Source organism: Stenotrophomonas sp. CASM110, from assembly GCF_049384345.1.
GTDB lineage: Bacteria > Pseudomonadota > Gammaproteobacteria > Xanthomonadales > Xanthomonadaceae > Stenotrophomonas > Stenotrophomonas muris.
In genome coordinates, this window is sequence record NZ_JBMRGI010000010.1 from 18,411 (window position 1) to 32,186 (window position 13,776).

General features: G+C 66.5%; 16 protein-coding genes and 1 pseudogene. 4 read left to right on the top strand and 13 right to left on the bottom strand.

The features are described 5' to 3' along the window. Positions 1-31 precede the first annotated feature (31 nt). Positions 32-952, top strand: a complete 921-nt coding sequence (locus VG561_RS10710) for a M14 family metallopeptidase (RefSeq protein ID WP_033835608.1) — start codon at positions 32-34, stop codon at positions 950-952. Here VG561_RS10710 and VG561_RS10715 read toward each other — a convergent pair. The 7 genes from VG561_RS10715 to VG561_RS10745 form a co-directional block, all read right to left on the bottom strand. Next, positions 856-2,664, bottom strand: coding sequence for a phosphoethanolamine transferase (locus VG561_RS10715; RefSeq protein ID WP_423179573.1), 1,809 nt, complete (start codon positions 2,662-2,664; stop codon positions 856-858). The two genes, VG561_RS10710 and VG561_RS10715, sit on opposite strands and share 97 nt — an antisense overlap. A 73-nt stretch (positions 2,665-2,737) precedes the next feature. Next, complete coding sequence (locus VG561_RS10720) at positions 2,738-3,124, bottom strand: diacylglycerol kinase (protein ID WP_014647409.1); 387 nt, start codon at positions 3,122-3,124, stop codon at positions 2,738-2,740. Positions 3,125-3,171: 47 nt separating this feature from the next. Further along, positions 3,172-4,425 (bottom strand): HAMP domain-containing sensor histidine kinase, encoded by a 1,254-nt coding sequence (locus tag VG561_RS10725; protein WP_049439413.1) that lies wholly within the window; start codon positions 4,423-4,425, stop codon positions 3,172-3,174. After that, the gene (locus tag VG561_RS10730) at positions 4,422-5,096 is read right to left on the bottom strand and encodes a response regulator transcription factor (protein WP_014647407.1); all 675 of its coding nucleotides are present in this window, start codon (positions 5,094-5,096) and stop codon (positions 4,422-4,424) included. The genes VG561_RS10725 and VG561_RS10730 overlap by 4 nt, the downstream gene beginning before the upstream one ends. Before the next feature lie 104 nt (positions 5,097-5,200). Continuing rightward, complete coding sequence (locus VG561_RS10735) at positions 5,201-5,731, bottom strand: nuclear transport factor 2 family protein (protein WP_014647406.1); 531 nt, start codon at positions 5,729-5,731, stop codon at positions 5,201-5,203. A 35-nt stretch (positions 5,732-5,766) separates the two neighbouring features. Continuing rightward, positions 5,767-6,219 (bottom strand): hypothetical protein, encoded by a 453-nt coding sequence (locus VG561_RS10740; protein WP_262093799.1) that lies wholly within the window; start codon positions 6,217-6,219, stop codon positions 5,767-5,769. A 32-nt stretch (positions 6,220-6,251) separates the two neighbouring features. Continuing rightward, the gene (locus tag VG561_RS10745; protein ID WP_423179574.1) at positions 6,252-6,872 is read right to left on the bottom strand and encodes a hypothetical protein; all 621 of its coding nucleotides are present in this window, start codon (positions 6,870-6,872) and stop codon (positions 6,252-6,254) included. 163 nt (positions 6,873-7,035) lie between these two features. Between VG561_RS10745 and VG561_RS10750 the strand changes: the two genes are divergently transcribed. Together VG561_RS10750 and VG561_RS10755 are read left to right on the top strand one after the other, a co-directional pair. Continuing rightward, the gene (locus VG561_RS10750) at positions 7,036-7,347 is read left to right on the top strand and encodes a hypothetical protein (protein WP_239510489.1); all 312 of its coding nucleotides are present in this window, start codon (positions 7,036-7,038) and stop codon (positions 7,345-7,347) included. 17 nt (positions 7,348-7,364) lie between these two features. Further along, complete coding sequence (locus tag VG561_RS10755; protein WP_164077156.1) at positions 7,365-7,679, top strand: hypothetical protein; 315 nt, start codon at positions 7,365-7,367, stop codon at positions 7,677-7,679. Positions 7,680-7,729: 50 nt separating this feature from the next. Here VG561_RS10755 and VG561_RS10760 read toward each other — a convergent pair whose 3' ends face one another. The 5 genes from VG561_RS10760 to VG561_RS10780 form a co-directional block, all read right to left on the bottom strand. Beyond that, positions 7,730-8,077, bottom strand: a complete 348-nt coding sequence (locus tag VG561_RS10760) for an RcnB family protein (RefSeq protein WP_049439424.1) — start codon at positions 8,075-8,077, stop codon at positions 7,730-7,732. 134 nt (positions 8,078-8,211) lie between these two features. Further along, positions 8,212-9,648, bottom strand: coding sequence for an efflux transporter outer membrane subunit (locus VG561_RS10765; RefSeq protein ID WP_164077155.1), 1,437 nt, complete (start codon positions 9,646-9,648; stop codon positions 8,212-8,214). Then, positions 9,645-10,529 carry a biotin/lipoyl-binding protein gene (locus VG561_RS10770; protein ID WP_423179575.1) on the bottom strand — a complete coding sequence of 295 codons (885 nt, stop codon included), beginning with the start codon at positions 10,527-10,529 and terminating at the stop codon, positions 9,645-9,647. Before VG561_RS10770 ends, VG561_RS10765 begins: the two co-directional genes overlap by 4 nt. Position 10,530: 1 nt before the next feature. Next, on the bottom strand, positions 10,531-10,740 hold the full coding sequence (locus tag VG561_RS10775) for a DUF1656 domain-containing protein (protein WP_014647401.1): 210 nt from the start codon (positions 10,738-10,740) through the stop codon (positions 10,531-10,533). A 4-nt stretch (positions 10,741-10,744) separates the two neighbouring features. Next, positions 10,745-12,706 (bottom strand): FUSC family protein, encoded by a 1,962-nt coding sequence (locus tag VG561_RS10780; RefSeq protein ID WP_227864601.1) that lies wholly within the window; start codon positions 12,704-12,706, stop codon positions 10,745-10,747. Between the two features lie 79 nt (positions 12,707-12,785). Between VG561_RS10780 and VG561_RS10785 the strand changes: the two genes are divergently transcribed. Beyond that, the gene (locus VG561_RS10785) at positions 12,786-13,580 is read left to right on the top strand and encodes an AraC family transcriptional regulator (RefSeq protein ID WP_262094003.1); all 795 of its coding nucleotides are present in this window, start codon (positions 12,786-12,788) and stop codon (positions 13,578-13,580) included. A 35-nt stretch (positions 13,581-13,615) separates the two neighbouring features. Here VG561_RS10785 and VG561_RS10790 read toward each other — a convergent pair. Further along, positions 13,616-13,744, bottom strand: a pseudogene (locus tag VG561_RS10790) (alpha/beta hydrolase); the annotation flags it as partial. Positions 13,745-13,776: the final 32 nt, after the last annotated feature.

Below are 13,776 nucleotides of genomic sequence, written 5' to 3' on the forward strand. Positions count from 1 at the left end.
CACCCATCCGTTCGACCCCTGGAGTTCCCCAATGACTGTTGCGCAGTTCTACCCGATCGGCACCCCCGGACAGCCCTGGGGCGACGCGGAACGCGCACAGTGGCGGGCCCGCCAGCAGCGCCAGCGCAGCTACCACGACGATGTGGTGGCCGCGCTTGAACGCCTGGACGACAGCTTCGATGTGATCCAGTACGGTCAGCTGGACTACGCGCCGGACCATTACCCGCTGTTCGCCGTGGTCAACCACGACTGGAACCCGGCGCTGCCGACCGCGCTGATCACCGGCGGCGTGCACGGCTATGAGACCAGTGGCGTGCATGGCGCCCTGCAGTTCCTGGAACAGCAGGCCGAGCGCTACCTGGGCCGGCTGAACCTGATCGTGGCGCCGTGCGTCAGCCCATGGGGCTACGAGCGCATCCAGCGCTGGAACCCGGATGCCGTCGACCCGAACCGCAGCTTCCGTGACGGCGGCCAGATCGAGGAAGCCGCCGCGCTGATGCGCTGGGTGGCCGAGCGCAAGCCGAACCTGCTGGTGCACCTGGACCTGCACGAGACCACCGACAGCGACCTGCACGAGTTCGATCCGGCCCGCTGCGCCCGCGACGGCAAGCCGTTCGAGCGCGACACGATTCCGGACGGCTTCTACGTGATCGGCAACAGCGAGGATCCGCAGGCCGAGTTCCAGAAGGCCCTGATCGCCGCCGTCGCCCCGGTCACCCATATCGCCCCGGCCGACGCCGAGGGCAACCTGGTCGGCCTGCCGTTGCAGTCGCCGGGCGTGGTCTGGGGCGAATCGCGTTCGATTGGTGCCTGCGCCGGCTTCACTGATGCACGCTTTGCCACCACCACCGAGGTCTACCCGGACAGCCCGCGCACCAACCCGCAGGAATGCAACGACGCCCAGGTGGCGGCGGTATGCGCCGGCCTGGATTTCGCCCTTGCCGCACAGTAGCGTGCCACGTTCCGGGCGGTGACCGGCATCAGCCGGTGCCGCTTGGCCGGCGCGGTGGCGAGCGGCGCGCCGGTCGTCGCCCGGCAGCCGGCGAAGACATCCAGATCGCGCTGGTACACGCTGCTGCTGACACCGAACAGGCCCAGCAGGGAATGGAAGACATTGTCGTGGCTGTAGGCGCGGCGCAGCGCATTCCCACGCAGGCAGGCCATGTCCAGGCCCGCGTTGCGGCTGAACTCCGTTGAGAGCCACATCACCATCGGCACCTGGGTCTGTTCGCGCGGGGCGATGAAGTAGGGCGTGCCGTGAAGGTACATGCCGCGTTCGCCGAGCGACTCACCATGGTCGGAGACATAGATCAGCGCAACGTCGCGGTGGTCCGAATAGCCCTGCAGCAGGTCGATGGTCTCCGCCAGCACCTGGTCGGTATGCACCAGGGTGTTGTCATAGGTGTTGACCAGTGCCTCGTTGCTGCAGTGCTGGATCTGGTTGCTGTCGCAGGTCGGGCTGAAGGCCCGCGACGCTGCGGGATACCGTTCAAAGTAGGTCGGCCCATGGCTGCCGAGTTGATGCAGCACGACCAGGGCATCGCCGTGGATGGCGTCGATGCGTGCGCCGAGCTGATGCAGCAGCACGTCGTCGTAGCAGGTGCCGTCGGCGTTGACGCACCGGCCGGCCACCTTGAGTGCGGGCATGTCCTCGGTCGGCACGCGCTCGCACACGCCCTTGCAGCCGCCATTGTTGTTGTTGCGCCAGAGCACGCCGACGCCGGTACGCTGCAGGATGTCGAGCACGTTCTCCTCGGTCGCCGCGCGGACGTCGTCGTATTGCTGGCGGGTCATCTGCGAGAACATGCACGGTACCGAAATCGCCGTTGCGGTTCCGCATGAGGAAACATCACTGAAGCTGATGACGCCATCCTTGCGCGAGAGCCGGGGATTGGTCGCGCGTGGGTAGCCGTTGAGCTGGACGTTCTGTGAACGCGCGGTCTCGCCGACGACCATGACCACCAGCTTCGGGCGCGGGCCCGGAAAGCGCCGCGCGTCCGTGCCGATTGGGCGCAACGGTTGCTGGCGGGTGCTGTAGAGGCTCTTCAGGTAGCCGTGGGTATGGCGCACCACGTTCAACGGCAGTACCTGGTCGCGGATGTAGCGGTTGTTGCGCAGCAGCGAGGAGTAGTCCTTGTAGAACGAAAAGCCGATCACCAGCAGCACCACAAGCGACGCCAGGACGTTGGCCGGCCACACCAGCAGCGAACGTATCGAACCGGCCCCGCTGGTGGTGCGCACCAGGGCGAGCCCGGCAGCAGGCAGCACGCCCAGCGCCAGCAGGGTCAACAGCAGCGGCAGCGACAGATAGGCGTTCAGTTCGGCCTGATTGGTCTCGAACACGTTCTGCACCATGCTGCGATCGATCAGCACGTTGTAGTGCAGCATGAAGTAGCTGCACGCGGCGCTGACGACAACGAGCAGCACCAGCAGCGGCCTGCGCAGGAATGGCAGTGCCAGCAGTGGCGTCAGCAGCAGGTTGAACAGGCAGAACAGCAGCGGCGGCAGGCTGGCCAGGAACAGCATGCTGCGCAGGCTGTTGAGATCGATCAGCCCCCAGAGCGTCTTCCAGAGGGCAATGTTTCCAATCGTGGCGAAGAACAGTGCGGCGGCCCAGACCAGAACGATTGGATGGGACCGCGGGAAACGGAGGCATTGACGCACGAGCAGGTTCCGCGGAACAGGAGTGCGCGCAGTATCGAAACGGCCTTATCAGGAAGTTGTCAGGATTGCCGGGCTAGCCCAGCAGGATCACGCCCCACACCGCACCCACCATCAACAACGCGGTGGTCTGCGCGGCGCTGCCCATGTCCTTGGCGTTCTTGGACAGCGGATGCTTCTCCAGCGAGATGCGATCAACCACGGCTTCAATCGCCGAGTTGAGCAGTTCCACCAGCAGGCTGATGAAGCAGACCGCCAGCACCAGTGCCCGCTCGACCGTGCTGATGTCCAGCACGAACGCAGCCGCCATCAGCAGCGCGTGCAGCAGCAACAACTGGCGGAACGCCGCCTCGCCGCGAAAGGTGGCGATGAAGCCATCGCGCGAATGGATGAGGGTGTGGAAGATGCGGCTCAATCCGGTCTTGCCGTGCGGGTACTTGCCGCTGTCCTTGGGGTGCTGCATGCCGTCTCCAGAGCGGGGGAGCAGCCCGGAGCATGTGCAGCCCGATGTCAGGAATCCGTCAGATGCGGGGGGCGGGGCCAGCGCAGGGTGAACCGGCACCCCTGCCCGGAGGATTGCACGGTCATCGTCCAGCCCAGGTGCTCGACGATGCGCTGCACGATCGACAACCCCAGCCCCTCGCCGCTGTGCGCGCCACCCGGCGCGAAGCGCTGGAACTGCCGTGGGTCGATGCTGGACGGCAGGCCGGGTCCGGTGTCAGCGACGATGAGTGCGGTGTCGTGGAGGGTGATTCGCACCTCGCCGCTTTCGGTGTACTGGCAGGCATTGCGCAGCAGATTCCAGATGATGCTGTGCGCCAGATCCGCGTTGGTGACCAGCACGGCGTCATGCCGGGCATCAAACGCAACGGTCACCGGCTTGCCGGAAAGCCAGGGCTGGCAGCGCTCCATGCAGGATTCGAGCAGCGGACGCAGGGCCACCGCGTTGCGCGGCACGGCGCCGGGGGCACGCGAGAGCAGCAGCAGGCAGGTCAGCTGGCGCTGCATCTCCTGGGTGGTACGCAGGATGCGTGCCGCGCTGGGAACCAGGTGGCTGTCGGCCGGAAGCTGGCAGGCCAGCGTTTCGGCAGCACCGCCGATGATGGCCAAGGGCGTGCGCAGCTCGTGGCTGGCATCGCCGCTGAAGCACTGCTCGCGATGCAGGAACCGTTCGAGCTCGTCACTATGGCGGGCAAAGGCGCGCGCGAGCACGCCGATCTCGTCGCGTGCGTCCTGGTAGGGAAAGGGCTTGTGGCCGTCCTGCACCGCATCGGCCAATCGTGTGATGGGCGCGATGACGTGGGTAGCGACCTTGCGGCCGATGAGGAAGGCGCCGAACACGCAGACCGAAATGACCAGTGCCGCAAAGGCATTGATCAGGTGTTCCAGATAGCCATAGGGTGCGGCGTCCTGCAGCAGGTAGTAGCGTTGGCCACCACTGTCGAACACACGCAGGTGCCACTCGTTGGGCGCCTCTTCGCCGTGGTAGCCCGGGCCGTATTGGCGCAGCACGACAGGCACGTCCTGGGCATCGAACAGCTGGGTCCCTGGTGGCAGGGCGGGGCGTTGGCCACGATCCAGCGCGGCCTGCAGCCTTTGCACTTCGCCGTGCTGGGTCCGTGCGACGACAGCAGTCCGGACCTGGTCGTAGTCGACCTGTTCGGCCAGTACGATGAAGCCCATGGCACCGGCCATCAACAGCACGAACGAGATCGTGATGCGGGTGCGCAGGCTCAGGCGGCGGTAGAGGGAGGCAGGGCTCACGCCTGCATGCGCCAGCCGACGCTGTGCACCGTGGTGATCAGCGCGGTGTCGAAGCTGCGGTCCACCTGCAGGCGCAGCTCATGGATGTGGGTTCGCAGCGCGCCGCTGTCCGGTGGCTCGTCGCCCCAGACCAGGTATTCCATCTCCTGCTTGCGCACCACGGCGGGAGCTGCACGCACCAGGCACATCAGCAGCTTGTGCGACGTGGGCGTCAGCGCAATGCAGCGGCCTTGCCGCCAGGCCTGTGGCGAGCGCGTGTCCACCTGCAGGTCCTTCCACGCCAGCACGCTCTGGACCTGGCGCCCCTGTGCCCTTCGTACGAGGGCCTTGATCCGTGCATCCAGTTCCACCAGCGAAAACGGTTTGACCAGGTAGTCATCCGCGCCCAGGGCCAGGCCCTGCACACGGTCTTCGACCGGATCGCGCGCGGTCAGCATCAGGATCGGCACCGGGTTCTGGAACTCCTGGCGCAGCTTCTGGCACAGCGTCATGCCGTCCAGGCGCGGCAGCATCAGGTCCAGCAGGATGGCGTCGTAGTCGTGCTGCGTGGCCCGGCGCAGGCCACTGGCGCCGTCGCGCGCGTCGTCCAGCACGTAGCCGAGCGGTTCAAAGAAGGCATACAGGTTGGCAACCAGCTCGGGGTTGTCTTCGATGATCAGCAGGCGGGTCATGGCATGCGTCCTTGCGCGTGGCCGAACTCTGCCCGATCGATGGCCGAATGCCAATGCCCTTGCTGAATGGATCGCGGCCTGGGTTCGGCCCGGTCAAGCGACGTTCAATCGCCCGGGCTGCGTGAATCGCGGATCGAGTAGATCACCGAGAAGATCTTCCAGCCCTGCTCCGTGCGGACCAGCTGCCACATTTCCTTGCCCCAGTTGGTCTTCACCCCATCGTCGTGGAAGCTGTAGTCAAACGAGACCGAGGCCACATCGCCGTCCGTCTCGATCTTCGTGTTGGAGAACTTCTCCTCCTTCGGCTTCGGCGAGGCGACCGCCCCGTCGATCAGCGCGATGAAGTTGTTGGCGGGAATCTGCCGTGCCTTGATCGCATCGGGCTTGGCCTTGCGGATGTCCTGCAGGCGCACATCCTCGGAAACGAACTGCCAGCCGATGTCTTCCGGTTTATCAGAGAAGAACAGGCCCATGTAGGTCGGCTTGTCCTTGTTGATCAGCGAGGTGCGGAACGCTTCGACCACCTGTTCGATCGCCTTGACGTCGGCGGGGGCATTCTGCGTGGCGTAGGCCGGCAGCCACGCCGGGAGCAACAGGGCGAGGGCGACGAAGCGTGCACGTGCGTTGGGCATCATGGGGTCCTGGGGAGGAATAGGGTGGCGCGGGCGCATCACCGCGCGTAGGTTCGCCAGAAGAGCACGTGGTCTTCGGTCCTGTTGATGGCGACGAAGACTGATTTTCCGGATTCGGGCGCGCAGCGAAAGACGCGATACGACGACTTGAGCGTCCCGTCGCCCGGCCACCAGTATCGATCGAACGCAACAGGATCGCTGTGACTGAATGTCGTTGCCTGGCAATCCGCAGGCAGCCGCAGTGGTATCGCAGGAGGCTTGGTGAAGGCCAGCGCGCTGGTGTTCGAGTCGAGGTCGTGCACCTCGCGCAGGTCGGTCGCCTCGTGGGGCACCCAGCCGGGAATCCATCCCTTGTTCACCATGTCGGAGTCAAGCGCCTCGCGCAGCGTGTCGAACGAACTGTCCGTAACCAGGCCGCAGGCGCATAGCACCGTGCAGGCCGCCAATGGAAAGGCAGATCGCAACTTGATCCAGGTGGTGGGTGGAAACATGGTTCCTGCTACCCCGGGGAATACTGTCCGACCTATCGGGTCAGTGCGTCGAACAGGCGATTGCGGTCCGCATCGCTCATCGACCAGCTCTGCCCGAGCGGGGCCATGCGCACGGATTCGGTCTGGACACAGGCCCGGTACTGCCAGGTTTCCGAGCCATCGGGCTGGGCGGCCACGTCGATGCCGTCCAGGCGCGCGCACTGCAGCCGAGCCAGCACCATCGGTGCAAAGTGCAGCATGTAGTGCTGCACCCGGTCGGCCGGCATTGCCGTGCCGGAAGGCAGCGGGTGGGCCGGGCCGTACTGGGCGAGCAGGCCAACGCAGGTCGCTGCGGCGGACAAGGTATTGCGACCGAAGGCGCGGGAGGCATCCCGCTCCACACTCTTTCCCAGAGTCCTGCCTTCCTTGCTGCTGGCATAGGCCTCGGCGGCCTGCAGTTGCGCGGCGTCGAGTGTCGACAGCCAGTGCTTGCGGCCCTCCTGCAACTGCAGTTCCAGGCCGGGCAGGCTCTTCTGGCAGCGCGCGGCGATCGCCTGTGTCTGCACGAAATCCTGCCCACGATCGCCCGGCATTGCGGTCGCTGTTGCGGCCGCTGTTGCCGCCGCGGGGGCAACAGCCAGGGCCATGCAGGCGATCACCAGATTCCGTCCCATTCCATTGCGCATCCTGCACCCCATGGAGAGTTTGACGGCGCACGCTAGCACGGATGCCGGGCGCTGCAACAGGCCCGCGTGTCGAGGTTTGACGTTGAAGAAGGTCTGCGCGGATGATGCGCGGGCGCGCGGCGCAGGAGGGGATCTGTCAATGAGGGCACTAATGTGGGGGCTTGCGGGCCTGTTCGTGGCGTACGTGGCCGGTTGCTCGGCGATCTCGGCGTGGCATTCCCACGCGCTTGCCTCGGTCCCGGTCGGGGCGAGCAGGGGCGAGGTACTGCGGGCGCTGGGGCCCCCTGACGTGGTGGAGCACGCCGATGTTCCCTTTACCCGCTATGCCAGCCGTGGATGCAGTGGTCGCTGTGCGCAGCGATGGTGGTATGAGAACCGGCTGGGACTAGATACCGAAGCCTGGTCGGTGGAACTGGATGCTTCCGATCGCGTGATCGCAACGTCGCGCCTGACATCACCGTAGACGACCGCAGCAAGCGCATGCGTATCCATCGACCTTTCATCTTCATCGCAAGCCTGGCCCTGATGGCGTGGTGCACGTTGATGGGCGTACTGGTGCTCATCCATGGCTTCAACGAGCACGGCCTGCGCTGCGGCAGGCTGTGCTCACTGGAGACCTCCATCCGCCTGCTCTTTGGTGATCGGGGATTCGAAATACTGGTGGCGATGGGGCTATTTGCCACAGCGCTGATGTGCGGGTATATCGCGCTGCGGGAGGGCCTGCATGGCGGGCCGCGGAGGCGGGCGGGGCGCCGTGGGCGCAGACACCGCCGACCGGGGCGGCCCCGGTCGTAAGGTGTCTGCACCGATGTAAATCGCTGCGTGTGCTTACGCTGCAGGTCGCTTCAGCGATGCAGGGCGTCGATGATCAGCCCGGTGGCGATCTCCACCAGCAGGTACTCGTTATCGGACTGGCGCACCCAACGCCGGTCGCGGCCCGGTTCGCGCAGGTCATAGCGCGCGTAATCGTCTACCCAGTAGCGGCGGTCCACTTCGGCCCACGGCAGGCGCTCGCCACGTCGCCAGGCCTTCTTCTGCCAGCCCGGCGGCGGCGCATCGCGGTTATGCGGGCCGCCCGCATGCGGCGGCGGGCCGTTGCCGCGGGCGTGGTGCGGCGGATCGGCGAAGGCGGGGGCCGCAGCCAACGCGGTGGTGGTGGTCAAGGCGATGGCAAGCAAGCGTGTGGTCTTCATGGAGATGCCTCCGTCATGGCCGCAGCATGCGGCGCTGTGGCGGGAATATAGGGCAGTCAGTGTGAATGAATACGGGTGTAGGCGGTACATTCCTGAACAGACGGCGCGGCCTGCAGCCGCTGCCAGGCAACGGGTCACTGGACCCCGCCCGGGGCTGAATCTGTTGCAGCCCAGCCTCCACCCAACGACAGGAAAAGATCCATCTGCCGGTCAATGCGCTCCGCGCGCGAGACGGCCAATGCGGACTCCGCATCTGCCAGCGCGGCCTGGGCCGAAAGCAGGTCGAGAAAATCGATCCTGCCGAAACGGTAGAGCTGCTGCGCCTGCCCGGCGGCCCGCGCTGCATCCCCACGCGCCTGCGCCAGGCTGCGCTCGCGTTCAAGCTCCTGCGTGCAGGCAGAAAGCGCGGTCTCGGTCTGCCGCAGTGCCTGCAGCACGACGCCGTCAAAGGACGCGAGCGCGGTATCTGCGTTGGCACCGGCCGCTGCGATGCGGGCCTTGGCCACGCGGCGGTTGGGCCAGTGCCATGACAGCACGGGACCGATGCCCGCACCGAAGCCGTCGGCCGACAGCAGATGCGCCGGTGTGCCGGCCACGCCCGAAGAGGCGCCCAAGGTGATCTGCGGATAGAGACCCGCCGTCTCGACACCGATCATTGCAGTCGCGGCGGCCAGGCTGCGTTCGGCGGCACGTATGTCGGGGCGCCGCTGGAGCAGCTGCCAGCCATCACCGACCGGCAGCGCCTGCTCCAGCTCAGGGGGCTGGGGGCAGGCTTCGGCCTCCCTGGGATAGTCCGCCGGGAGCCTGCCCATCAATGCGGCCAGTTCGAACAGTGCGGCCTGCCGTTCCGCCAGCAGGTGCGGTATCGCCGCCGCGCTGCGATTGACGGCGGCACCGGCACGGCTGACATCGAAGTCCGTTCCGCGCCCGCCTGCAGCCAGGCGTCGGGTTGCGTCCAGGGTGGCGCGCTGCACCGCCAGCACCTGCCGGGTTGCAGCGAGCGTGTGATTGCGGGTGCACACCTGGAGATAGGCACGGGTGACGGCCGCAGCGACGACCACGCGGACCTGGTCGCGTGCCGCAGCAACCGCCTCCGCGTCGGCGTTGGCGGCTTCGATGCCGCGGCGGATGCCGCCTGCAAGATCCAGTGGATAGGAGAGGTGAAGGCCGAGCGCATACGACTGTGGCGCGGCCGATGCCTGGGTGTAGCCACCGGCATGGGTGAGCGTGCCCGATGCATCCACGTCGGCCTGTACGGCACCGCGCGCGCGATACTCCAGCACGGTGGCGCTGGCGCGCCGAAGGTTGGCATCGGCGGCGCGCAGGTCGGTATTGGCCGCCAGTGCTTCGCGTACGTAGGCGTCAAGCTGGGGGTCGCCATACAGGTGCCACCATCGATCCGGTGGCGCGTCGTGGCTGAACGATGCGTCCTGGCCTGAGACGAACGCCCGCGCAGCCTGTTGTGAAGCTGCGATGGCGTTCGCAGGCAGGTGATAGTCGGGGCCGGATACGCAGGCCGTCAGGGGCAGCAACAGGGCAAGCAGCCCACCACGTACTGTCCGCACGCTCACTTGCAGGCTCCCGGTGCCGAGGGCGTGATGGTCACACTCGCAGTGCGACCCACGATCAGGCGCGTATCCGGCGGCGCATCATCGATGCGGATGCGTACCGGGATGCGCTGTGCCAGCCTCACCCAGGTATAGGTCGGCGCCACGGCCGGCAGCAGGTTGTGCGTGCTTGAGCGCTGATCGTCGGCAATGCCGGCGGCGATGCTGTCAACGTGTCCGCGGACATCGCGGGTGTCGCCCATCAGCCGCGCCACGGCGGCATCGCCCTCGGTGATGCAGCCCAGCTTGGTTTCCTCGAAGTAGCCCTCGATGCGCAGGCTGCCGGTGTCGATCAGCGCCAGCGCCTGCGCGCCCGGTTGCAGGTAATCGCCCGCATGCAGGTCCAGGTTGGTGACGATGCCGTCGGTGCTCGCGCGCACCTCGGTGCGTTGCACGTTGAGCTGGGCAACGCGCTGTTCGGCCCGTGCCTGCGCCAGGGCGGCCAGCTCGGTGTCGACCTTGGCCGCATTGCGTTCGCGTGTCTCCGAGGCGACCAGGTTGCCCAGTGCGTTGTCCCGCGTCGATTCGCGGCGGGCCAGCGCCAGCGTCGCGCGTGCGCTGCTGACCGCTGCGTCGGCCTTCTCAAGCGCGGCAGCCAGGCGTGGCTGATCCAGCACCAGCAGCAGTTGTCCGGCGCTGACCCGCTGGTTGTCGTGCACCAGCACCTGGGTGACCAGCCCCCCCATGTCCGACGCAACGCGCACCACATCGGCGCGGCCCCGTCCATCCCGCGTCCACGGGCGTGTTTCGTAACGCTTCCAGATGGACAGCGCGGCGACGACAGCAATCGCGAATACAACCAGCGTAGCGCTCCAGCGCCCGATGACAGCAAGCAGGTGTTTCATTTCATTTCTCGAGCAGGGGCGAGAGCCGGATCATCAGCTCCGCCAGGATCACGAACAGGGACAGGCCCACCAGTGGTCGCGCGGCGAACAAGCGGTACAGACCGAGACTGGCGAGCAGGCGCGAGGTCAGCATCGACAGCGCCAGCGCGGCGGCGGCCACGGCGAGCAGGCCGGGGATCAGCACGCCATCAATGGAGAGATCAGAAAACATGAGGTCAGTGCCGAAGGGTGAGAGCAGGCGCCAGCAGGTCGCGGCGCAATCCGCAGAGCAGGTGCGACAGATGCTCACGATCATCCCCGCTGCTGGCCACTGCTGCCTCGCGCATGCGGTCGAGCAGTTCCAGAAGATGGGCGTCGACGCTGCGTGGCGCGTGGGCACGAACCCTGAAATGTGCGGCGACGCGTTCGATCAGCGCCGCATGAAGCACCCGGACCTGCGGGTTTTCCTGGCACTTGTCCAGTGCGCGGAGTTGGTTGGATGCACGTACCGCACGCACGTCCGCAAACAATGCCCGCAGGTCGTCTGCGGCACTGGAACCGCCCCGCAACCGGGGAGCGAGCAGCCCGATTCGATCCAGCATGCGGCTGAGCCAGGCCCGGGCCACGCCACCTTGTCCGGCGGCGTGTCGTGCGATATCCCGACGGATCGAACGCTCCAGCCGTGCGCGGTTGCGGCCCGCATCGGCGGTCTGGAACAGCTGCATGCTGCACAGTGCCATTGTCGTACCCACGAACAACGCTACGCTGTTGTTGAGTGCGCCGACGATGTTGACCGTATTGGTCGCGCCCAGTCCCGCGATGAGCGGAAACGTCAGCACCACGCCCAGGGCAGCCATGATGAAGGGAGGCCGGGCCAGGAACGATCCGCACAGCAGCAGCGCAGGCGCCAGCGCGGCAATCAGGCCGACGACATCGGACAGCGCGGGGAAGATCAGCAGACCGTAGAGCAGGCCGACGGCAACGCCGATCAATGACCCCACCAGATAGCGCATGACATGCGGCGCAGGCGCTTCGATCGTGCCGAACAGCACGCACGCCGTGCCGATGATGGACACCGCCGTCGCGCCCTCCGACCAGCCGGTAACGATCCACAACACGCAGCTCAGCAGGATGCCGACGAACGCGCCCAGCGCGCTGCGCAGGGCAAGCCGATGATCCCGGTGAAGTACCGCACCCTGCGTATGTCGCGCAAGGCGGGCAGGTACATGCCGGCGCCAATCGGGGCGGGCGGTGTGCAGTTGCGCCTGCAGCACGCGGCAGTCGGCGTGGGCCAGGTCGAGCTCGGCCTGTTGCGCGACCAGGCTGGCCCGCAGCAGATCGCGCCAGCCCCTTGCATCCATTGCGCTGGCCTGTGGTGAACGCAGCCGGGCGATGGAATCTTCCACCGCGCTGGACAGCATCAGGACGTCCAGCATCCGGTCATGCAGGGCACGCAGGATCTGCACCTGGGCCACGCCTTGGGCACTGTCGAAGGGCAGGTGGATCGACAGCACATGCAGTTCGAGCAGGTCAGCTGCCACTTTCGAGCGGTCCGTCGCCAGCACCGTGTCCGATGCACCGGCGCACATGTCGCGCGTCCATCGTTCCGCATCATCCAGCACGGCAGCAACCCGCGCGTGCACGCGCATCGAGACCCGGCGCGGCAGCACCAGCGTATGTACCAGCGTTGCGGCCAGGATGCCGATGGCGATTTCCTGCACCCGCGTGATGGCAATGGTGAACACGTCTCCCGGCACCATCACCGCAGGAAAGCCGATCAGGCTGGTGGTATAGCCGGCCAGCAGGAACGCATAGGCACGTGGCGTGCGGTCGAGCATCGCCAGATACAGGCACAGCGCCATCCAGGTCGCGAGCGCGGCGCTCAGCACCAGGGGTGCATTGGCGAAACGTGGCACCAGCACGACGGTGGCGACGGCTCCGCCCACGGTACCGAGCAGGCGGAACAGGCCGCGGCTGAGTGTTGCCCCGGACAGAGGCTGCGATACCAGATAGACCGTGCCGATCACCCAGAACGGGCGATTCAGGCCGATCCTTAGAGAGACATACAGCCCCAGCGACGCGGCGAGCAGGCATTTGAGCGAGAACAGCACCGCCTCCTGATCGGTCCTGAGGGCAGGGCTTTTCAACCGGGCGAATGCCTGGAACACGTGGGGACGGGCAGGAGTGGGGGAGTGCATGCGGCTCATGCTAGTGATCGGCCGCACCGGCGAATTTCGCTACAATGACAACCAATCGCTAAAACCGGTCAATGTGAGAATGGCTCGCATTTCGCTCCCCGGCTTTGACCTGGACCCTGACGAGACCGATCGCCCGGCGGTTGCCAGCCGCCTGCAGGTGGCCGAGCACGACGCGGAAATTCCGGTGCATGAGCACCGCAAGGGTCAGCTCATTCTTGCGCTGCATGGGGCGGTGACCTGCGAAGTCGCCAATGCGTTGTGGATCGTGCCGCCCCAGTGTGGCGTCTGGATTCCGGGCGGCATGCCGCACAGCAACCGCGCCACCGCCAACGCGCGCCTGTGCTACCTGTTCGTCGAGCCCGGCATCGTCGACCTGCCGGTGCAGTGCGTGACGCTGGCCATCTCGCCGATGCTGCGCGAGATGATCCTGCACCTGGCCGACGCGCCGCTGGACTATCCGCATGGCAGCCACATCGACCGACTGGCGCGGGTGTTGCTGGAGGAGCTGGTACAGATGCCGGCTGAGCATCTGTCGCTGCCGGTCAGCCATCACCCGAAGGTGCGTGCGCTGGCTGCGGCGCTGTCGGCGGATCCGTCAGACCGCAGCACCATCGGCCAGTGGGCCGTGCGCCTGGCCCTGGGCGAGCGTACGTTGACCCGCCTCATCGAACGCGAAACGGGCTTGTCCTTCGGTCGCTGGCGGCAGCAGCTGCACCTGCTCATCGCCATTCGGGAACTTGCCGCGGGCGCACCGGTACAACGCGTTTCCGAGACGCTGGGTTATGAGTCGGTGACGGCTTTCATCACGATGTTCAAGAAGGCGCTTGGCCTTTCCCCGGCGCGGTACTTCGCGGTTCGGCTGCGCGGGCAGTAGCGGGGAACAACCCGGGAAGCCCCTGCCTGGAACAGCTACTTCGAGGTGCCGGAGACCGATTGAATCGCGGCCACCACCGCAGCAGGCTCCTCGCGCTGGAGGGTGTGGCCGGTTGCCAGCTAGCGGTGCGAGCCGCGCGTGAATCCTGTGAGGAGCAGGGCGTGTGCTGGTAGTGTTGTGAGCTATGAACACGGAC

What these genes read in the sequence shown, in the direction of transcription:
- VG561_RS10750 (WP_239510489.1), top strand. Translation starts at nt 7,036, where the DNA reads ATGTGGGGGCTTGCGGGCCTGTTCGTGGCGTACGTGGCCGGTTGCTCG.
- VG561_RS10710 (WP_033835608.1), top strand. Translation starts at nt 32, where the DNA reads ATGACTGTTGCGCAGTTCTACCCGATCGGCACCCCCGGACAGCCCTGG.
- VG561_RS10745 (WP_423179574.1), bottom strand. Translation starts at nt 6,872, where the DNA reads ATGGGACGGAATCTGGTGATCGCCTGCATGGCCCTGGCTGTTGCCCCC.
- VG561_RS10735 (WP_014647406.1), bottom strand. Translation starts at nt 5,731, where the DNA reads ATGATGCCCAACGCACGTGCACGCTTCGTCGCCCTCGCCCTGTTGCTC.
- VG561_RS10775 (WP_014647401.1), bottom strand. Translation starts at nt 10,740, where the DNA reads ATGTTTTCTGATCTCTCCATTGATGGCGTGCTGATCCCCGGCCTGCTC.
- VG561_RS10780 (WP_227864601.1), bottom strand. Translation starts at nt 12,706, where the DNA reads ATGCACTCCCCCACTCCTGCCCGTCCCCACGTGTTCCAGGCATTCGCC.
- VG561_RS10760 (WP_049439424.1), bottom strand. Translation starts at nt 8,077, where the DNA reads ATGAAGACCACACGCTTGCTTGCCATCGCCTTGACCACCACCACCGCG.
- VG561_RS10770 (WP_423179575.1), bottom strand. Translation starts at nt 10,529, where the DNA reads ATGAAACACCTGCTTGCTGTCATCGGGCGCTGGAGCGCTACGCTGGTT.
- VG561_RS10785 (WP_262094003.1), top strand. Translation starts at nt 12,786, where the DNA reads ATGGCTCGCATTTCGCTCCCCGGCTTTGACCTGGACCCTGACGAGACC.
- VG561_RS10755 (WP_164077156.1), top strand. Translation starts at nt 7,365, where the DNA reads ATGCGTATCCATCGACCTTTCATCTTCATCGCAAGCCTGGCCCTGATG.
- VG561_RS10730 (WP_014647407.1), bottom strand. Translation starts at nt 5,096, where the DNA reads ATGACCCGCCTGCTGATCATCGAAGACAACCCCGAGCTGGTTGCCAAC.
- VG561_RS10740 (WP_262093799.1), bottom strand. Translation starts at nt 6,219, where the DNA reads ATGTTTCCACCCACCACCTGGATCAAGTTGCGATCTGCCTTTCCATTG.
- VG561_RS10720 (WP_014647409.1), bottom strand. Translation starts at nt 3,124, where the DNA reads ATGCAGCACCCCAAGGACAGCGGCAAGTACCCGCACGGCAAGACCGGA.